Genomic DNA, 18560 nt, shown 5'->3' with positions numbered 1-18560 from the left:
CCAACAGCCCCGGAACGGCACCGTCCGCCTGACGGAATTTTGCGCTTTATTTCCCATACTATCGGCCGCTAAGGCTTTATTCATGCGGCTTTAGGGAATTCCCCGATTCGGCTTGAAGCGGCCCCCACTAGAATCCAATTCGGGGTTTTTGTACCTGGCCGGCACATATATCATATATTTAAAAAAGACGGACAACACTCAAAACAGTCCGCATCCCATACCGACAAAGGAGCGTAGACAGTGTTCAAGTTCAACAAGATTATTTTGGCGCTGGGCGTGTGCGGCGCACTGGCAAGCGGCACCGCGGCGGCCGACATGAAAGTGGGCGCCCTCTTCCCGTTCAGCGGCGCGCTTGCGCTTCTGGGACAAGAGAGCTATCGCGGGCTGGAGCTTGCCGTCAACGAAATCAACGCCGCGGGCGGCGTCAACGGAGAGAAGATCGAACTCATCAAGGCGGACGCCGTGGACCCGACGCAAGCCGTGTCGGAAACCAAGCGCCTGATCTCGTCCAACGTGGTGGGCGTGTTCGGCAGCTACGCCTCGGGCATCTCGTACGCGGCCACGCCCGTAACCGAACTGGCCGGCGTGCCCTATTTCGAACTGGGCGCCACCGCCCACAAGATCACCACGCGCGGCTACAAGTACCTGTTCCGCAGCAACCCCAACACGGCGCTGTACGGTGTGTCGGTGGTCAACGCGCTGCATGACACCATCGCCCCGGGCATGGGCCTGAACCCCAAGGACATCAAGATCGGCATCATCCACGAAGACGGGCCGTATGGCACCGACGTGGCGGCCACCGAGAAAAAACGCGCGCAGGAACTGGGTTACACCGTGGCCGAAGTGCTGCCCTATTCGGCCAAGACGGTGGACTTGTCGTCGTTGATCCTGCGCTTGAAAGGCGCCAAGGTCGACGTCGTGCTGCAAACGGCCTACCAGAACGACGCCATCCTGTACTTCAGCCAGGCACGCGCGGCGGGCTTCAAGCCCAAGGTCGTGATTGGCGCGGGCGGCGGCTATTCGCTTGCCGACACGGCCAAGGCGGTGGGCGCCGACATGAACGGCGTGTTCGACCTGGACTTCCCCCAATCGTCCATCAACCCGGCCGGCGCGCCGGGCCTGGATAAATTCCTGGCCGCTTACAAAGCCACCTACAAGAGCGACCCCCAGTCCGGCCACAGCCTGACGAACTACGTCGGCGCCAAGGCCTTCTTCGAAGCCATCGGCAACGCCAAGTCCACCGACAAGGACAAGATCCGCGAAGCGGTCCTGGCCTACAAGAAGCCGGCCGGCCAAACGGCCAACGGCTGGGCGTTCGACTTCGGCGAAGACGGCCAGAACAACGCCTCGACGTTCTACGTCATGCAGTGGCAGGACGGCAAGCTCGTCACCATTGCGCCCAGCAACCTCGCACTTGGCAAGCCCATCTTCAAGAAGTAAGCGCGACGCCAGTGATCAGGCGCTCGGGGGCGCCTGACGTTTCCCGGGATTGTCGCGCCCCGGCGTGGCCGACTTCACAGCGGCCACGCCGGGGCCGCGTCCCGCTCTAAGAGGTTGCACCATGGATATTTTCATTCAACTGGTCATCAACGGCCTGTTGCTGGGCGGCGCATACACCATCATCAGCCTGGGGCTGACGTTGATCTTCGGCGTCGTGCGCGTCGTGAACTTCGCGCATGGCGAGTTCCTGATGGTTGGCATGTACCTGGTTTATTTGATTGCCGCGCAATTCGGCGTCCACCCTTATGTGGGCCTGGTGCCGGTAGCGGTGATTCTGTTCGCGCTGGGCGCGCTGACGCAAAAGGGCATCATCCAGCCGCTGTTGAACGCCGACCAGCACATCCAGATTTTCGCCACGGTGGGCGTGTCCACCATCTTGCTGAACCTGGCGCTGGTGATCTTCGGCGCCAATGTGTACCGCGCGCCGGTGGAGCTGGGCACGAACGCCATCGATGTGGGCAATTTCTCGATGGTGACGGGCCAACTGATCACCTTCGTCATCGGCATCAGCCTGGCGATATTGCTGCATCTGTTCATGCATCGCACCTATCTGGGCCGTGCGCTGCGCGCGGTGGCCCAGCATCGCTATGCCGCCACGCTGATGGGCGTGAACGTCAACAACGTCTACGCCATCGCCTTCGGCCTGGGCACGGCCTTTGTCGGCATCGCGGCGGGCTTGCTGGCGCCGCAGTATCCGGTGTTTCCCACAGTGGGCACGTACTTCGTGCTGACCGCCTTCGTGATCGTGGTGCTGGGCGGACTGGGCAGCCTGTACGGCGCCGTGGCCGGCTCCATGATCATCGGCATCGTCGATACGCTGGCCGGTTATTACATCGCCCCCGACCTGAAAGAGGTCGTGTATTTCGGGATCTTCCTCTTGATCCTTGTCCTGCGACCGAACGGCCTGTTCGGCGTCGGTACAGAGTGATCAGAGCCACAAGGAGCGAGACGTGTTTCCCGACTTTCGAAGCCCCAAAGCCTACGTCAGCCTGATTCTGCTGATTGTGATGTTCCTCGTGCCCGTCGTCATGGGCACGCCTTTCTGGACCAACCTGTTTGTCTTGCTGTTCGTCTTCGCCTCGCTGTCCGTGGCGTGGAATATCGTGGGCGGCTATGCGGGCCAGCTTTCGCTGGGCCATGCAGTGTTCTATGGCATCGGCGGCTACACCGCCACGCTGCTGACGCAGAACTTCGGCATCTCGCCGTGGATCGGCATGCTGGCGGGCGCGGCGATCTCGGCGGCCGTGGCCATCCTGATCAGCTATCCCACCTTGCGGCTGCGCGGCCCGTTCTTCGCGCTGGCCACCATCGCCATCCTGGAAGTGGTGCGCCTGCTGGTCATCCACGAGGAAAGCTGGACGGGCGGCTCCAGCGGCATCAGCCTGCCGTTGAATATCGGCTGGGCATGGATCGTGTTCCGCGAAAAGCTCAACTACGTGATCATCGCGTTCGGGCTGTTCCTGTTCGTGACCTGGGTGTCGTGGGCGATACGCAAATCACGCCTGGGCCATTACCTGATCGCCATCCGCGAACGCGAAGATGCCGCGCTGGCCGTGGGCATCCATACCGTGCGGGTGAAGATCATCGCGGCCGTGGTGTCCGCCATGCTGACCAGCATCATCGGCACCTTCCACATCACCTACCTGACCTTCGTGGACCCTAGCTCGGCGTTCTCGTTGGAACTGTCGATCCAGGTTGCCATGTTCGCGCTGATCGGCGGCCTGGGCACCGTGGCCGGTCCCATCGCGGGCACCTTCCTGGTGCTGCCCATCGCGGAACTGGCGCGCGGCTGGTTGTCCAGCGTGGGCAACGGCATGCACGGGCTGATCTACGGCCTGATCCTGGTGGCCGTGGTGCTGACCATTCCGCGCGGGCTGGCCGGAGCGTTCGGCCCCGCCATCGAACGCGGACTGGCGCGCTTGCCGTATCTGGGCACGCCGCGCAAGAAGCGGCAATTGGCGGACGAACTGCGCCTGCACAGCGCCACCCGCTCCGAGCAGCCGGTGTTAAAGGCAGACAAGCTGTTCAAGAGCTTTGGCGGCCTGCGCGCCACCAACGACGTGTCGCTGACGCTGAACCAGAACGAAATCCTGGGCATGATCGGGCCGAACGGCGCGGGCAAGACCACGGTGTTCAACCTGCTGTCCGGGTTTCTGTCGCCAGACAAGGGCGATATTTCGATGCTGGACGCGGACGGCAACTGGGTCACCTGCAAGACGCCGGACGAGTTCGCGCACAAGGGGCTGGGCCGCACGTTCCAGATCGCCAAGCCTTTCACTGGCCTGACGGTGCTGGAAAACATCATGCTGGGCGCGTTCATCCGCACGTCGAACCGTGACGAGGCCGAGCAGATTGCGCTGAAGGTGGCCGAGCAGACGGACTTGACCAAGTACCTGAACACCGAGGCACGCAGCCTGACGGTGGGCGGCATGAAGCGTCTGGAAATCGCCCGCGCGCTGGCCATCAAGCCGCGCATCCTGCTGCTGGACGAAGTGATGGCGGGGCTGAACCCGACCGACATCGAGAAGTCCATCCAGATGATCCGGCGCATCCGCGATTCCGGCGTGTCGGTGCTGCTGATCGAACACATGATGCAGGCCACGATGGCGCTGTCCGATCGCATCATCGTCCTGAACGAAGGCGGCGTGCTGGTCAGCGGCGCGCCGAAGGACGTGGTCGAAAACCCCGCCGTCATCGAGGCGTATTTGGGCAAGGAGTACCAGGATGCTTAAGGTGTCGAATCTGACGTCGGGCTATGGCAAGAGCCAAGTGCTGAACGGCTTGAACTTCGAGGTCAACGCGGGCGAAATCGTGACCCTGATCGGCGCGAACGGGGCGGGCAAGACCACCACCCTGAAAACGCTGTGCGGCGTCATTCCCACGCTGCAAGGCAAGGTGGAATTCGAAGGCCGCGACCTCACCAACCACAATCCCTATGACATCGTGGACGCCGGCATCACGATGATTCCCGAGGGCCGCCAACTGTTTCCGCACTTCACCGTGAAAGACAACCTGCTGATGGGTTCGTACAAGCGCGCCGCGCGCCCCATCGTGCAGCAGAAGATGGACGAGGTGCTGCGCATCTTCCCGCGTGTGAAAGAACGCCTGTCGCAGTACGCCGGGTCCTTGTCGGGCGGTGAACAACAGATGGTGGCCATCGCGCGCGGCATGATGGCCGACCCGAAGCTGCTGGTGTTCGACGAGCCGTCGCTGGGCTTGTCGCCCCTGCTGGTGCAGCAGATGTTCGACATCATCCGCGACGTCACCTCGCATGGCGTGACGGTGCTGCTGGTCGAGCAGAACGTATTCCGCACCCTGCGCCTGGCCGACCGTGGCTACGTGCTGGAAAACGGCGCCATCGTGCGCACCGGCACGGGCGCCGAGCTGCTTAGCGACCCGCATGTAAAGAAGGCCTATCTGGGCCATTGAAACCAGGATTTCCCCTATGACCCTACGCTGCACATTCATCGACCATGGCAAGGGCGGCGCGCCCGATTGCATGCAGGTTGCCCAACGCGACATGGAAGCCCCCACCGGCCGGCAGGTGCTGATCGAAGTGGCCTACGCAGGGGTCAACCGCCCCGACGTGCTGCAACGCTCGGGCTCGTATCCGCCGCCGCCCGGCGCGTCGCCGTATCTGGGGCTGGAAGTGTCCGGCACCATCATCGGCGTCGGCCCCGACGTGACCGCGTGGACGGTGGGCGACACCGTCTGCGCGCTGACGCCCGGTGGCGGCTACGCCCAGTATTGCCTGGCCGACGAACGCCACTGCCTGCCCGTGCCGCGCGGCATGGACCTGCTGACGGCCGCCGCCATTCCCGAGAACTACTTCACCGTCTGGACCAATGTGTTCGACCGCGCGCGCCTGGCGGCCGGCGAAAAATTCCTGGTGCATGGCGGCTCCAGCGGCATCGGGCTCACGGCCATTCAATTGGCCCGCGCCTTTGGCGCCGAAGTCTGGACCACCGTGGGCAACGCCGCCAAGGCCGAGGCCTGCCTGAAAGCCGGCGCGCATCACGCCGTGCTGTATCGCGACACCGACTTCGAAACCGAGGTGCGCCAGGCGACCCAAGGCGTGGGCGTGGACGTCATCCTGGACATGGTGGGCGGGTCTTACATCAACAAGAACATCAAGCTGCTGGCCGTGAACGGGCGGCTGGTGCAGATCGCTTTCCTGGAAGGCAGCAAGGCCGACATCGATGCCCTGCCCATCATGACCAAGCGGCTGCAATTCACGGGGTCGACGCTGCGCCCGCGCTCGGACGATGACAAGGGCGCCATCGCCAAGGCGTTAGCCACGAAGGTGGTGCCGCTGATGGAACAAGGGCAATGCCTGCCGCTGATCCACGAAGTGTTCCCGCTGGCGGATGCGCCCCGCGCGCATGCCTTGATGGAAAGCAGCCGGCACATCGGCAAGATCATGTTGAAGGTGGGTGCATGAGTGCGGACATGAAGGCTCGCTTCGATGGCCAGGTCGCCATCGTGACGGGCGCGGTAGGCGGTATCGGCTCGGCGATTGTCGAAGGTTTTCTGGCCGAAGGCGGGCGGGTGGGCTTGATTGATTTCAATGCGCAGGCGGGCGCGGCCTACGAACAGGCGCTTAGAAAGCGCGGCCATGACGTGGTGTTCGTGCCGGCCGACGTGGCGCACTACGAGCAGTGCCAGGCCGCCTACGACCGCATCACGGCCGAACTGGGCGCGGCCACGATCCTGGTGAACAACGTGGGCATTTCGCCCAAGACCGACGGCCGCGCGCTGAAGGTCTGGGAGATGCCGCCGGGCGAATGGGACCAGGTCATGTCGGTGAACCTGAACAGCGTGTTCTACATGACGCACCTGGCCACGCCGCACATGGTCAAGCAGCGCCAGGGGCGCGTGATCAATATGTCGTCGGTGGCGGGCAAGGCGTACTGCGACATCGTGGCGGCGCACTACGCGGCCACCAAGGCTGGGCTGATCGGCCTGACCCGGCATTGGGCCGCCGAACTGGGCGAGTTCGACGTCACGGTCAATGGGCTGGCGCCCGGACGCATCAGTACGCCGCTGCTGAAAAGCGTGCCTCAGGAAATCAACGACGCCGTGGCGCGGGTGACGGCGCTGCGCCGCCTGGGCACCCCGGAAGAGGTGGCCGACGCCTGCCTGTTCTTCGCGTCCGATCAGGCCCGCTTCGTTACCGGCCAGGTACTGGATGTGGCGGGCGGCTGGCTGATGACCTGAAAGGCCTTCGCTCACTTCGCACCTCGCCGCCACATCCGGGTTCCGGTGTCAGGCGTCTTGCACGCCCAGCCGGTACACCACGGTATCCAGCCGGCTGACGCCCGCGCTCTGGAACTTGGGTTCCTTGTCCAGGATGCCGCGGCGGTCAATGATGACGGCCGGGGCCACCCCGGTGAAGATGGCCTGCACTTCGCTGTCCACGACCGAGAATGGCGGCCCCGCCATCTCTTCCTGCGGATAGTCCAGCGTGATCAGCAGGCCCCGGCTGGCGGGCGATAGCTGCCCGTAGACGTGACGCACGTAGTCCGCCCGCATGTCTTCGGGCAGCGCGACCAGCGCCGCGCGGTCGTAAGCGCCCACGCAGTGCGACAGCAGTTGCGAATCCAGCTTGAAGATGTCGCCGCAGATGATTTCAATGTTGCCCGCCACGTAGTGCTTGCCGTAGACGGATTCATGCGTCACGGGCCGCAGCTCGTTTTCGGTGAAGAACTGTTCCACCGCAAGCTGGGAAAGCTCAATGCCCAGCACCGAGTGTCCCTGCGCCGCCAGCCACACCATGTCCAGCGATTTGCCGCATAGCGGTACCAGTACCCGTCCACCCTGCGGTACGGCCAACGTGGGCCAGTACTTCTGCAAGAGCGGCGTAATCCGGGCCTGATGAAAGTGCGTGCGCCCTTCGCGCCAGCGTTCCAACCAGAATTCTGCGTCCATGTCCTGTCTGCTCCTCCTGTGTGTCGATTGCAAGCTCTACGCTTTTGTCCGGGCCAGCCGGGGCCCGGGGGGTTGTGCACGCGGCATGCCGAGTTTGCCGGGGTTTCCCGGTTTGCCTGACGCTGCCAAGTGTGCCGGGCATTGTAGTGCGCTGATCAGGGCCCAGTTCAATAGTGACGTCGGCGTCCTGGCCCGGTATGCTCTGCACCAGCGCGCCCCTTCCCTCTTAGGAACCGATGCCCGACGCTCAACACCTGCAGGCCCTGCTTGTCCAGTGCGCGGAAAAACGCGAATCCGCACTGGCTGAGCTTTATCGCCTTGCGTCCCCGCATCTGTTTGCCCTGGCCAGACGTATGTTGAGAGACCAGGCCGCCGCGGAAGACGTGCTGCAAGAGTGTTTCGTATCGATCTGGCGCCAGGCCGGCCAATACCAGGCCGAGCAGAGCCAACCCATGACGTGGATGACCCGCATCGTCCGGAACCGCTGCATCGACCGCCTGAGGCGGCCCGACGTCGTGGTGCCGGACCCGGACGACACGCTGACGCTGGCCATGGCCGACGACGGCCCCGGCCCGCTTGCCCGTCTGCAAGCCAGCCAGGAAGGCCGCCGCCTGGCCGACTGCATGGGCCAGCTGGAAGGGCCGCAACGGGTTGCCATTGCCATGGCGTTTTTCGATGACCTGGCGCATCCCGATATCGCGGCCCGCCTGGAGACGCCGCTGGGAACGATCAAGAGCTGGATACGCCGTGGCTTGCAACGGCTGAAAAGGTGCCTGGAATGAATTACCGCCACCCCGAACTGCAGGACCGCCTGGCCGCCGAGTACGTGCTGGGCGGCTTGCGCGCGGGTGCGCGGCAGCGCTTCATTACCCTGATGCGCGATGACGCCGGCCTGCGCCGCGCGGTTACTGAATGGGAAGACCGGCTGTTGCCGCTGGCGATGGCCCTGCCGCCCGAGACGCCACCCGCGCATGTCTGGCAGGCAATTGCCGCCCGCATTGCAGCGGCGCCCAAGTCTGCACCCAACTACGCCGCCACGCGCACGCCTTCCGCGCCGCGTGGCCTGTCCTGGTGGCGCGCCTTGTCGGCCGGCTTGGCCACCGCCGTGGTGGTGCTGGCCTTCCTGATGCTCAAGCCGGCCCCCGCACCGACCGAAGTACGCACCGTTGCCGTGCTGTCTGGCGACAAGGCGCCCGGCGCCATGGTCGTGAACACGCTGCCGGACAACCGCCTGGCCGTGCAGCCCATGCAAGACCTGGTGGCGCTGGCCGATGGCCGCGCGCTGGAATTGTGGTCCATCACCCCCGGACAGGCGCCGCGCTCGCTGGGCCTGGTGCAGCCAGGCCAGACCACGGTGCTGGCCCCCAGCCTGCTGCCGCAGCAAGGCGACACGGTCGCCATTACGCTGGAGCCGGCGGGCGGCGCCCCCGGCGGCATCCCCACCGGCCCGGTCGTCTTGAGCGGCAAGGTCATCTGACCAGGGTTAGTCCTTAGGCTGAACACGCATCCAATCGCAGGCTTGCCCCGTATCTCCTCATGACGGCCACACAAAAGGAGATCGTCATGAAATTGCTAGCCTCGATTGCCATCGCTTGCTCGGCCCTGACCCTGTCGCCCACGTTCGCGGCGGACGTCATGGTGGGCGGCCAGCCGATGATGCCCGCCAAGAATATCGTCGCCAACGCGGTGAATTCCGCGGACCACACCACGCTGGTTGCGGCGGTGAAGGCGGCGGGCCTGGTGGATACGCTGCAAGGCAAGGGCCCGTTCACGGTGTTCGCGCCGACGAACGCCGCCTTCGGCAAGCTGCCCGCGGGCACCGTGGATACACTGGTCAAACCAGAAAACAAGGCCACGCTGACAAAGATCCTGACCTACCACGTGGTACCGGGGAAGCTGGATTTCGACGCGCTGGCAGCACGTATCAAGAAGGGCGGCGGCAAGACCGAGTTGACGACCGCCAGCGGCGGCAAGCTGTGGGTGATGATGAACGGCAAGCACAACCTGACCCTGAAGGACGAAAAGGGCGGCGTGTCCACCATCAGCACTTATGACGTCTATCAGTCCAACGGCGTGATCCATGTGATCGACACCGTGTTGATGCCGAACTGATCGCTTGATTAAAAGCGGCCCCACGGGGCCAGCGTTCCAGCCCGGCCTGCGCGCCGGGCTTTTTGCGTTGGACTTTCTACGTTTGGCGCCTTTGTTTTTTACGGCGCGCCGCGCTTCCGGTATCGTAGGCATCCGTCCCCGCCCTGACGCCAGCACATCCCTCTTTCAAGGAACCATCGACCGCCATGCTTGCAACCCTGAGCCGCCGTGTGCGTGCCTGCCTGCTCGGGCCGGCCCTTGCCTGCTGCATCGGCCTTGCCGTGTCGGCCGCCCATGCGCAACCCGCCGCGCCACTGGACCACGCGTACCAATCCGAGCTGCGCGCGGAAAACGAGGCGCTGCAAGCCCGCATCAAGCAACTGCCGCCCGCCATGCAAACGCTGAACACGCGGATCTCGGCCGCCTTGCGGGCGAACGATCCGCAGGAGGCGCAGCGCGTAGCCGAAGAAATGGCCAAGCAAGATCCGCGCAACGCCGACGTCCGGCTGTTCCTGGGCAAGCTGCAAGCGCAGCAAGGCAAGCTGCCCGCCGCCCAAGATCTGTTCGACGAGGCCATCAAGCTGAACCCGGACCTTAAGTGGGCATACGTCAACAAAGCCGGCGCGCAGGCGCAGCGCGGGGATTTGCCCAATGCCTTGGCCACGACCCAAGCGCTGACGAATCGCTTTCCGGACTGGAGCATCGGCTACAACCTTCAAGCCTCGTTGCTGGACAGCATGGACCGCGAAGACGAGGCGCTGGCGGCCTACCAAAAGGCCGTGCGCGCCAAACCCGCCAGCGCGTTGATTCTGACCAATCAGGGTAATTTGCTGCGGCGCCTGGGGCGGCAAGCCGACGCGCGCCTGTCTTACGAAGACGCATTGCGAATCCAGCCGGGCTACCCGCTGGCCGAGTCGGCGCTGGCCGATCTGCGCAAGTAATCCGGTAGCCATGATGAAACGCCGTGCGTTGCTGAAGAGCCTGGGTCTGGGTGGGAGTTTGGGTGTGGGTCTGCGTATGGGTTTGGGCTTGGGTTTGAGCTTGGGCGGGCTGACGATCGCGCCATTGCGCGCCCTGGCCGCCACCGACCGCAAGCCGATCATCCGGCAGGTATTCGCCCTGCCGCCCGGCGCCATTCCGATCTCGTCCCAGCACGCCGCGTTGATACGTTTGCTGCGCGTGCAATGGATGCCGATCGAATCCGGCGCGCCCGGCATCGATTTCGAACAGCCGCTGCTGGGCGGCCCGGACACACTGGCCATTGCGCGCCGCGCGTTGAAGACATCGGACGACGCGCTGGCCATCCGGCGCCTGGCCGAAGTGTGCCGCGTGCTGCCCGACTTCGTGGCGTCCGTGGGAAAGCTCGCGCCCGGCCATTACCCGCTGCCGACCGAAATGAAGGAAGCGTTCGACTTTCCGCAAAGCGGCATGGACGCGCTAGGCGGCTTCACGCTGCGCGCCGAACACCTGGTTTTGTTGCGCGCCGCCGTCTGGCGGGAAGCAAGCCCGCAACAACTGGAAGCCGTATTACGCGAAGGGGACCGCTTCTGGCCCGCTCCCCTGATCGACGGCAAGCGGCCGTATGGCGACGCCAGCTACTACCAGATCGACATGGGGCGCCTGCTGGGTGAACCCTACCCCCTGGACGCCAAGGGCTACGCCATCACGGAACCGGCCAAGGACGCCCGGCTGGAAAAGCTGCATTACGAAACCTTGGCGGCGCTGCAGGTCTTCCTGGGCCACGCCGTCGCGCGCAAGGCGAAAAGGTGAAGCCGCCGCGCTAGGCGCGGCGAATGAAGCTGCGGATGTCGTCCATGACCGGCACCGCGGCCAGCAAGGTCAGCAGCAGCGCCAGCGGCCAGGTCGAACCGAAGCCAAAGTGGTAGAACGAATACGCGCCGGTCACGCCGCCCACGAAGAACAGGGTAACCATCAGGCTCAGCACAATCAGCTTGCCGCGATCGGCGAACACGGGCGGCTTATGTTGCGTGTCGCTCTTGGACACGTTCCAGTAAAACAGCTTGCCCAGTTCGATGCCGATGTCGGTCACCATGCCGGTGACGTGCGTCGTGCGGATCTCGGAGCGCGACACCTTGGTGATCATCGCATTCTGCAGGCCCATGATGTAGCACAGCAGCATCACGGTGCCAGGCACGTAGAACCAGCGGAGAGTTTCCAGGTTGGCGCCCAACAGGCCAAAGAGCAGCAGCAGCACGGCTTCCAGCAGCAGCGGCAAGGCGTATTCGCTGGCCAGGTGGGAACGCCGCCCGAAGTTGATCAGGAACGCGGAGCTGGCCGCGCCCGCCAGGAACGACAGCAACGCCGCCACGCCCTGCAACACCACCACCAGGCCGCCCAGCGCCATGTGGTCGGCCATCATGGAAACGATGCCCGACATGTGCGAGGTGTATTGCTGCACGGCCAAAAAGCCGCCCGCGTTGACCGCGCCGGCGGTAAAGGTCAGGAAGTAGGCAAGATGCCTGTTGGCTTGCGGGCTACGGCTGACCGCCGTCAGTCTGCGCAGATACGGAATGGCCACGCTTTTCCCTTCAAAACGTCCCGTCAAACAAGAGCGCGCTTACGGAAACGCGAAGCACATTCTAGTCGGGGACGACGCGCGGTGGACGACGACACGGCGGGCATCGTCCACGCAGTCAAGCCGCCCGCAACGTCACAGCGAAAACGCCCGCAGGTTGGCTACGCGTTCGGCCAGGCCGTCCGCGCCCAGGTAGTGACCCAGTTTGCCCGCGCGCACCTTGCGCAGGTCCTCCTGGTAGCTGTTGGCCATGGCGTCGCGCACCTCTGCGTAAGCGGCGGCAATCCCGTCACCGCAGGCTGCCGCGACGCGGCGCGCGGCCTCGGGCGCGCCGCAGGCCACGCAGCGGGCCACGCCCAGGGCATCGGCTTGGGCGCCTTGTGCCAGCAGACGGTCGACGAGTTCCGCCGAAGGCTTGCGATCAAAGCGATGAATGGCTGTGGGGCTGACCGCCGCGCCCGCTTGCAACAAGGCGTGGGCGGCGGCGCAGGCGTGCTGCATCAAGGCCACTTCCACCGGGGTGGCGCTGCCTCGCAGGGGCTGGTCGAAGCGCATGCCCTGCTCTGCCAATTGCCGCACCAGCGCCGCGTCATCCTTGCTTATCGCGTGCTGCAAAGCCAAGCCGGCCAGCCGCGGCGATTGCATCAGCGTGCCGGCCGCCAGCGGGCCACGCCAATCCACCAGTGCGCGCCGGTAGTACGCGACGAGCGCGTCGGCCAGCGCTTGCGGCATGCCGTGGTCCGACACCCGTTCGTCCAGATATTCCAGCACGCGCACGCCGGGGCTATCCAGGTCGTCTTCCGGGTCTGACTCCAGGCACAACGAGGCGAAGGCGGCATGCAGATCCGGCGCAATCGTTGCAATGCCATCCTGTTGCAAGGCATGCGTCCAGCCGGGCAGGCCCTGCTTCCACGCCACGATGCTGCCGGCGCGAGGGCCAGGTTCCACCGCCACGTAGATGCGGTCGCAGTATTCAAAGCCGCCTATGGGCAGATAGCGCAGCGTGCCGTTCCAGGTCTCGCCGTCTTCGGTGGCGGCGGTTTCGGCGCACTCTTGTTCGTGTTCGATCCAGCCTTGCAGATCGCGATAGTGGTCGCTGCCGTCGTAGAACAGTTCGGACCAGCTCAAGGCCTCTTCATTGCCGTTCATCCGCGCGTGCAAGTCGTAGGCCAGTTCGCCGCCGGCGGTCAGGCGCCACAGGTCGCGCAAGGCTTGTGGCAAGGGGCCGGCGCAGGCGGATTCAATCTCCGCGATCCGCGCGTCGGACAAGGGCGGCTGCACCGCGATCAGCACGCGGTCGGCGAACAGCGCAATACCGTGTTCGCGCAAGACGCGCACATCGTCGGGGGAAAACGGGTGGGTCATCTGGCGTCTTCATTCGTTAAAGCTGCCAGGATTCTACTAGCCACGGATCGCGATGAGAGGGCTGGCTGCGGCATCCGCACCGCGCTTCCCCGCATGCGTGGCCGCCGGGCCCGGCGATCATTGTTGACGCGCGCTCGCCGGCCCGGCCCTGCCCCCTCGTGCTTACACCGCGCCAGACTCGATCAACTGCTGGCGGCGGAATTCGCCCTGGCGCACGTGCATCCAGCCGGGATACTCCGGCGGCAGCGCGCTGACTTTGTCCAAGGCTGCGAGCTCGTCTTGCGTCAACTTGATGGCGGTTGCCGCCAGGTTGTCGTCCAACTGGTCCACCCGCTTGGCGCCGATGATGACGCTGGTGACCACTTGCTGATGCAGCAGCCACGCCAGCGCCACTTGCGCCACGGATACGCCGCGCGCATCGGCCACGGACTTGAGTGCGTCGATGCTGTCGTAGGCGCGATCGCGGTCCACCGGCGGGAAGTCGAACGCGGCGCGGCGGCTGCCGGCCTCAACGGAACCATCGCGGCTGTACTTGCCGCTAAGCAAGCCACCGGCCAGCGGGCTCCACACCATCAGCCCCACGCCTTCGCTTTGCAGCATGGGCACGAGTTCGCGTTCCAGGTCGCGGCCCGCGATCGTGTAGTAGGCCTGTAGCGATTCAAAGCGCGCCAGCCCCAGGCGTTCGGCAATACCCAGCGCCTTCATGATTTGCCAGGCCGCCCAGTTGGACACGCCCACATAACGCACATGGCCATGTTGAACCAAGGTATCCAGCGCGCGCACGGTTTCCTCAATGGGCGTTGCCGGATCAAAGCCGTGGATCTGATAAAGGTCGATGTGATCCAACTGCAAGCGCGACAGGCTCTTCTTCACGCCATCCAGAATGTGAGCGCGCGAATTGCCGCGCGCATTCACGCCCGCGCCGGTCGGGCCGAACACTTTCGTGGCGATGACCACGTCGTCGCGCGCCACCTTCAAATCGCGCAGGGCCTGGCCAGTGATGACTTCGGAACGGCCTTCCGAATAAACGTCCGCCGTGTCGATGAAGTTGACGCCCGCCTCCAACGCCCGGCCCACCAGCCGGTTGGCGTCTTCTTGTTGCAGGCTGCCGATCTTGCTCCACAGCTCGCCCTCGCCGCCGAAGGTCATGGTGCCCAGGCAGAGTTCCGAAACGAAAAGGCCTGTGCTGCCGAATTTCTTGTATCGCATGATTGAACTCCTGTCAGCGGCGTCGCCGGTCCGTGCGCCCCGGGATGGGACGCCGAACACCTGCTTGCCGGGGTGGGAACAGTATGCGTCGGCAGGCGGCGGCGCGCGCTGCTTGATCCTGCCCTTTTTTTGCCTGATTCTCTGGCAAGCCTTCCGGAGAATCAGGCATGCGCCCGATCCTCCTGACTTTTTGCCCATTTCTCCAGACCGAAAATGGTGACTGTGCATCGCGCCTGGACCGCGCATACACTGAACCCCGCCCTACTCTCTGCGGCGCCGCCGGCTTGCCCCGCGGTCGGCGCGCCTTCCGGAGCCTCCATGCCTATTACTACCGCTCGATCCGCTACCGTTCCCAGCCAAGACGCCATCAACGCCGCCCCGCTAGACATCGCATACGAACCGGCCCGCCGAGAGCTGCTTTGCACGCTGGACCGGATGACGGGCGATCTGGAAGGATCGCTGGATACGCCCATCGAAGGCCTCTACCTGCACCGCCTGTCGCAGCCCACTGGCGCCAAGCCGGGCTTGCAGAAAGCCGCGCTGGCCGTCATCGCGCAGGGTTCCAAACGCCTGCTGATCGGCGATGAGAGCTTCGAGTACGACCCCTTCCATTACCTGATTTCCTCGGTGGACCTGCCCGTGGTGGCCAAGGTGTCGGTGGCCAGCCCGACGCTGCCCTACCTGGGCCTGCGGCTGGATCTGAACCCCGAGGAAATCGCCGAACTGATCAGCGACGAGAACCTGCCGCCGCTGGTGCCCGCGGAGGCGTCACGCGCGCTGAGCGTGAATCCGCTGGGCGGCTCGCTGCTGGACGTGGTGCTGCGGCTGCTGCGCCTGTTGGATAACCCGCGCGACATTCCCATCCTGGCGCCCATGGTCAAGCGCGAACTGCTGTACCGGCTGCTGATGAATGGCCAGGGCGTGGTGCTGCGCCAGTCGGTGCTGCAAGACAGCCAGTTGAACCGCGTGGCCAAGGCCATCCGCATCCTGCGCGACAACTACGCCCAGCCGCTGCGCGTGGAGGAAATCGCCCGCGACGTGCACATGAGCGTGTCGTCCTTGCACCACCATTTCAAGCAGGCCACCGCCATGAGCCCGCTGCAATACCAGAAGCACCTGCGCTTGCAGGAAGCGCGCCGCCTGATGCTGAGCGATGACGCGGGCGTGGCGCTGGCCGCGCATGCCGTGGGCTATGAAAGTTCGTCGCAATTCAGCCGCGAATACAGCCGCCTGTTCGGCACCCCGCCGCTGCGCGACAAGCAGCGCTGGAAGGAAGAATCGCTGGGCGTGGCGGCCTGACAGGGTTATCCGCGCGGGTCCGTTCCGCTTTCCGTCTTCTGGCAAACGCCGGCGCCGTTATATGCTCGCCGCTACGTCTAGAAATCGGAAATCGCGGAAACGGTCATGCATGACTTGAATGATCTTTATTATTTTGTCCAGGTGGTCAAGAACGGGGGCTTCGCGCCCGCCGGCCGCGCGCTGGACATCCCCAAATCCCGCCTGAGCCGCCGCATCGCCCTGCTTGAGGAACGGCTGGGCGTGCGCCTGATCCAGCGTTCCACCCGCAGCTTTGCAGTGACCGAACTGGGCCAGGAATATTTCGACCAATGCCTGTCGATGCTGGCCGGGGCCGAAGCCGCGCAGGACGTCATCGACCGCACGCACGCCGAGCCGCAAGGCACCATCCGCATGAGCGCACCACCCGCGCTGATCTACTACTTTCTGGGCGATGTGGTGGCGCGCTTCATGGAACGCTGCCCCAAGGTACACGTCTACCTGAAGAGCTTTTCACGCTCGGTGGACGTGCTGCGCGAAGGGTTCGACCTGGCCGTGCGCGTACGTTTCGGCCCCATGGAAAGCAGCGACCTGGTGATGAAGCACCTGGGCATGAGCTGCCAGAGCCTGGTTGCCAGCCCCGCGCTGGCGCGCTCGCTGCCCCCCAACGCCGATGTGGCCCAGTTCGCCGAATTACCCACCTTGGCGCTGGGCACCGAGCAGCGTGAATGCCAGTGGCGGCTGGACGGGCCCGACGGCGCGCGTCTAAGCGTGCCCTTCACGCCGCGCCTGGTCACCGATGACATGCTGGCGCTCAAGCAAGCCACCCTGCGCGGCGTGGGCGTGGCCGCCTTGCCCCTGATGATGATCCGCGACGAACTGGACGCGGGCACGCTGGTGCCGGTGGGCGCGCCCTGGGTGCCCGAACCCGGCGCCGTCCATGCCGTCTTCCCGTCGCGGCGCGGCCTGCTGCCAGCGGTACGGGAGCTATTGGATTTCATGGCGGCGGAGTATCGTGAAACTGCCCAGCGCGAATGCGATACGCAGCAGCGCTACGGCCTTACTGGCTCCAAACTCCTTGCCCAAACCCTCACATCACCCGCCTCATCGTCCGATAAATAGAACGCTGAAGCGCAATTTGACCGACTACCGGGGTTATAGGCTGGTATTTAGAATTCTGTTCATGCACTCAACGCGCAACACCGCGCACCACCTTGAAGACATAACGGAGCAAAAACCATGACCAAGCCCTACGTGAAACTGGACAAGAACGAAGCCGCCGTCCTGCTGGTTGACCACCAGGCCGGCCTGCTTTCCCTGGTGCGCGATTTCCAACCGGACCAATTCAAGAACAACGTTTTGGCCCTGGCCGACCTGGCCGAATATTTCAAGCTGCCCACCATCCTGACCACCAGCTTCGAAGACGGCCCCAACGGCCCGCTGCTCCAGGAACTGAAAGACAAATTCCCCACCGCCCCCTACATCGCCCGCCCCGGCAACATCAACGCCTGGGACAACGAAGACTTCGTCAAGGCCGTCAAGGCCACCGGCAAGAAGCAACTGATCATCGCCGGCGTGGTCACCGAAGTGTGCGTCGCCTTCCCCGCCCTGTCGGCGCTGGAAGAAGGCTTTGACGTGTTCGTCGTGACCGATGCGTCGGGCACGTTCAACGAAGTCACCCGCAACGCCGCCTGGAGCCGCATGGAACAAGCCGGCGCGCAACTGATGTCTTGGTTCGGCGTGGCCTGCGAACTGCATCGCGACTGGCGCAACGACGTGGAAGGCCTGGGCACCCTCTTCGCCAACCACATTCCGGATTACCGCAACTTGATGGCGTCGTACTCGGCCAACCGCAAGGCAAAGTAAGCCGCATTTTTCCCCCCGCAGGCCGGCCGCAAAAATATTTGCGTCCGGCCTGCATCCAATTGGGCCTCCCGCGTGTAGTACCTGTACCGGCGCGCATGGTGCGCGTCGTCTACAGACCTTTCACGTCGCTGGAGACCGCTCATGAAGACCCAACGTTCGCACCGCATCCCCGTCGTTACCGGCCTGTTCGCCGTGTCGCTCCTGGCCGCCTGCGGCTCGATGAGTTCCAAATCCATGGCCTATTCCCAAGCCAGCCTGCCTGCCAGCATCCAGGTGCCGGCCGGCAACAAGGTGGCCTGGGAAACCGTGGGCGTGGGCGAAATCACCTACGAATGCCGCGCCAAGGCCGACATGAAAGACCAGGCCGAATGGGTGTTCGCCGGTCCCAACGCCGCGCTGAATGACCGCATGGGCAAGCAAGTCGGCAAGTACTACGGCCCGCCCGCCACCTGGGAAGCCATGGACGGCTCGAAAGTCACCGGCAAGCAACTGGCCGTGGCGCCCGCCGGCGACGGCAACATCCCCTACCAACTGGTGCAGGCGAATCCGGCCATGGGCGCGGGCGCGATGACGGGCGTGACCTACATCCAGCGCGTCGCGCTCAAGGGCGGCGTGGCGCCGAAGACGCCTTGCACCACGGCGATGCTGGGCCAGAAAAGCGTAGTCAAGTATCAGGCTGACTACATTTTCTGGAAGGCGAACTAAGCCCGCCGGCCCGCCGCCCCCATCGGCGGGCCAGTGGCGAGAGAGTCCGGTAAGATGGCGCAACCTTCAACCGCGCATGGCGGGT

Annotated in this window: 18 protein-coding genes and 1 pseudogene; 15 read left to right on the top strand and 4 right to left on the bottom strand. The window is 64.5% G+C overall.

The features are described from left to right. Positions 1–240: 240 nt before the first annotated feature. The 6 genes from CVS48_RS14140 to CVS48_RS14115 all read left to right on the top strand — a co-directional run bounded on the left by CVS48_RS14140 (position 241) and on the right by CVS48_RS14115 (position 6717). The gene (locus CVS48_RS14140) at positions 241–1440 is read left to right on the top strand and encodes an ABC transporter substrate-binding protein (RefSeq protein ID WP_100854998.1); all 1200 of its coding nucleotides are present in this window, start codon (positions 241–243) and stop codon (positions 1438–1440) included. A gap of 121 nt (positions 1441–1561) precedes the next feature. Continuing rightward, positions 1562–2428 carry a branched-chain amino acid ABC transporter permease gene (locus CVS48_RS14135; protein WP_100854997.1) on the top strand — a complete coding sequence of 289 codons (867 nt, stop codon included), beginning with the start codon at positions 1562–1564 and terminating at the stop codon, positions 2426–2428. Positions 2429–2450: 22 nt separating this feature from the next. Further along, positions 2451–4232 (top strand): branched-chain amino acid ABC transporter ATP-binding protein/permease, encoded by a 1782-nt coding sequence (locus tag CVS48_RS14130; protein ID WP_100854996.1) that lies wholly within the window; start codon positions 2451–2453, stop codon positions 4230–4232. Beyond that, positions 4225–4929, top strand: coding sequence for an ABC transporter ATP-binding protein (locus CVS48_RS14125; protein WP_100854995.1), 705 nt, complete (start codon positions 4225–4227; stop codon positions 4927–4929). Before CVS48_RS14130 ends, CVS48_RS14125 begins: the two co-directional genes overlap by 8 nt. Positions 4930–4945: 16 nt before the next feature. Next, entirely contained in the window at positions 4946–5941 is a 996-nt protein-coding gene (locus CVS48_RS14120) for an NAD(P)H-quinone oxidoreductase (protein ID WP_100854994.1), read from the top strand. A gap of 8 nt (positions 5942–5949) precedes the next feature. Beyond that, positions 5950–6717 (top strand): SDR family oxidoreductase, encoded by a 768-nt coding sequence (locus CVS48_RS14115; protein WP_100854993.1) that lies wholly within the window; start codon positions 5950–5952, stop codon positions 6715–6717. Between the two features lie 48 nt (positions 6718–6765). On the opposite strand, the gene CVS48_RS14110 is transcribed toward CVS48_RS14115, so the two are convergent. Beyond that, the gene (locus tag CVS48_RS14110) at positions 6766–7428 is read right to left on the bottom strand and encodes a thiopurine S-methyltransferase (protein WP_100854992.1); all 663 of its coding nucleotides are present in this window, start codon (positions 7426–7428) and stop codon (positions 6766–6768) included. A gap of 236 nt (positions 7429–7664) precedes the next feature. On the opposite strand from CVS48_RS14110, the gene CVS48_RS14105 reads away from it, so the two are divergent. From CVS48_RS14105 to CVS48_RS14085, 5 genes are all read left to right on the top strand, one after another. Beyond that, positions 7665–8210, top strand: coding sequence for a sigma-70 family RNA polymerase sigma factor (locus tag CVS48_RS14105; RefSeq protein ID WP_100854991.1), 546 nt, complete (start codon positions 7665–7667; stop codon positions 8208–8210). Next, entirely contained in the window at positions 8207–8905 is a 699-nt protein-coding gene (locus CVS48_RS14100) for an anti-sigma factor (protein WP_100854990.1), read from the top strand. The genes CVS48_RS14105 and CVS48_RS14100 overlap by 4 nt, the downstream gene beginning before the upstream one ends. An 86-nt stretch (positions 8906–8991) precedes the next feature. Continuing rightward, the gene (locus CVS48_RS14095; RefSeq protein ID WP_100854989.1) at positions 8992–9540 is read left to right on the top strand and encodes a fasciclin domain-containing protein; all 549 of its coding nucleotides are present in this window, start codon (positions 8992–8994) and stop codon (positions 9538–9540) included. A gap of 185 nt (positions 9541–9725) precedes the next feature. Further along, a complete protein-coding gene (locus CVS48_RS14090) occupies positions 9726–10460 on the top strand; it encodes a tetratricopeptide repeat protein (protein WP_100854988.1) in 735 nt (244 codons plus the stop codon). A gap of 13 nt (positions 10461–10473) precedes the next feature. After that, the gene (locus CVS48_RS14085; protein WP_419191458.1) at positions 10474–11289 is read left to right on the top strand and encodes a hypothetical protein; all 816 of its coding nucleotides are present in this window, start codon (positions 10474–10476) and stop codon (positions 11287–11289) included. A 31-nt stretch (positions 11290–11320) separates the two neighbouring features. Here the strand turns inward: CVS48_RS14085 and CVS48_RS14080 are convergent. The 3 genes and pseudogenes from CVS48_RS14080 to CVS48_RS14070 form a co-directional block, all read right to left on the bottom strand. Continuing rightward, positions 11321–12058 (bottom strand): annotated as a pseudogene (locus tag CVS48_RS14080) (YoaK family protein); the annotation flags it as partial. Positions 12059–12190: 132 nt separating this feature from the next. Beyond that, a complete protein-coding gene (locus CVS48_RS14075) occupies positions 12191–13420 on the bottom strand; it encodes an SMI1/KNR4 family protein (RefSeq protein WP_100854986.1) in 1230 nt (409 codons plus the stop codon). Positions 13421–13582: 162 nt separating this feature from the next. Continuing rightward, on the bottom strand, positions 13583–14629 hold the full coding sequence (locus CVS48_RS14070) for an aldo/keto reductase (protein WP_100854985.1): 1047 nt from the start codon (positions 14627–14629) through the stop codon (positions 13583–13585). Between the two features lie 318 nt (positions 14630–14947). Between CVS48_RS14070 and CVS48_RS14065 the strand changes: the two genes are divergently transcribed. The 4 genes from CVS48_RS14065 to CVS48_RS14050 all read left to right on the top strand — a co-directional run bounded on the left by CVS48_RS14065 (position 14948) and on the right by CVS48_RS14050 (position 18475). After that, entirely contained in the window at positions 14948–15928 is a 981-nt protein-coding gene (locus CVS48_RS14065; protein WP_242001284.1) for an AraC family transcriptional regulator, read from the top strand. A 105-nt stretch (positions 15929–16033) separates the two neighbouring features. Continuing rightward, complete coding sequence (locus tag CVS48_RS14060; protein ID WP_100854984.1) at positions 16034–17026, top strand: LysR substrate-binding domain-containing protein; 993 nt, start codon at positions 16034–16036, stop codon at positions 17024–17026. Between the two features lie 117 nt (positions 17027–17143). Next, the gene (ycaC, locus tag CVS48_RS14055) at positions 17144–17770 is read left to right on the top strand and encodes an isochorismate family cysteine hydrolase YcaC (RefSeq protein WP_100854983.1); all 627 of its coding nucleotides are present in this window, start codon (positions 17144–17146) and stop codon (positions 17768–17770) included. 141 nt (positions 17771–17911) lie between these two features. Further along, positions 17912–18475: a DUF3455 domain-containing protein gene (locus CVS48_RS14050; protein ID WP_100854982.1), complete on the top strand. Its 564-nt coding sequence runs from the start codon at positions 17912–17914 to the stop codon at positions 18473–18475. Positions 18476–18560: the final 85 nt, after the last annotated feature.

The sequence above is a fragment of the Achromobacter spanius genome (assembly GCF_002812705.1).
Taxonomy (GTDB): Bacteria; Pseudomonadota; Gammaproteobacteria; order Burkholderiales; family Burkholderiaceae_B; genus Achromobacter; species Achromobacter spanius.
This window is presented reverse-complemented; position numbering and strand designations above follow the sequence as displayed.

Bases quoted from the DNA above. Each gene is read 5' to 3' on its own strand.
- CVS48_RS14135 (WP_100854997.1), top strand. From the start codon at position 1,562: ATGGATATTTTCATTCAACTGGTCATCAACGGCCTGTTGCTGGGCGGC.
- CVS48_RS14125 (WP_100854995.1), top strand. From the start codon at position 4,225: ATGCTTAAGGTGTCGAATCTGACGTCGGGCTATGGCAAGAGCCAAGTG.
- CVS48_RS14120 (WP_100854994.1), top strand. From the start codon at position 4,946: ATGACCCTACGCTGCACATTCATCGACCATGGCAAGGGCGGCGCGCCC.
- CVS48_RS14115 (WP_100854993.1), top strand. From the start codon at position 5,950: ATGAAGGCTCGCTTCGATGGCCAGGTCGCCATCGTGACGGGCGCGGTA.
- CVS48_RS14110 (WP_100854992.1), bottom strand. From the start codon at position 7,428: ATGGACGCAGAATTCTGGTTGGAACGCTGGCGCGAAGGGCGCACGCAC.
- CVS48_RS14105 (WP_100854991.1), top strand. From the start codon at position 7,665: ATGCCCGACGCTCAACACCTGCAGGCCCTGCTTGTCCAGTGCGCGGAA.
- CVS48_RS14100 (WP_100854990.1), top strand. From the start codon at position 8,207: ATGAATTACCGCCACCCCGAACTGCAGGACCGCCTGGCCGCCGAGTAC.
- CVS48_RS14095 (WP_100854989.1), top strand. From the start codon at position 8,992: ATGAAATTGCTAGCCTCGATTGCCATCGCTTGCTCGGCCCTGACCCTG.
- CVS48_RS14090 (WP_100854988.1), top strand. From the start codon at position 9,726: ATGCTTGCAACCCTGAGCCGCCGTGTGCGTGCCTGCCTGCTCGGGCCG.
- CVS48_RS14085 (WP_419191458.1), top strand. From the start codon at position 10,474: ATGAAACGCCGTGCGTTGCTGAAGAGCCTGGGTCTGGGTGGGAGTTTG.
- CVS48_RS14075 (WP_100854986.1), bottom strand. From the start codon at position 13,420: ATGACCCACCCGTTTTCCCCCGACGATGTGCGCGTCTTGCGCGAACAC.
- CVS48_RS14070 (WP_100854985.1), bottom strand. From the start codon at position 14,629: ATGCGATACAAGAAATTCGGCAGCACAGGCCTTTTCGTTTCGGAACTC.
- CVS48_RS14065 (WP_242001284.1), top strand. From the start codon at position 14,948: ATGCCTATTACTACCGCTCGATCCGCTACCGTTCCCAGCCAAGACGCC.
- CVS48_RS14060 (WP_100854984.1), top strand. From the start codon at position 16,034: ATGCATGACTTGAATGATCTTTATTATTTTGTCCAGGTGGTCAAGAAC.
- ycaC (WP_100854983.1), top strand. From the start codon at position 17,144: ATGACCAAGCCCTACGTGAAACTGGACAAGAACGAAGCCGCCGTCCTG.
- CVS48_RS14050 (WP_100854982.1), top strand. From the start codon at position 17,912: ATGAAGACCCAACGTTCGCACCGCATCCCCGTCGTTACCGGCCTGTTC.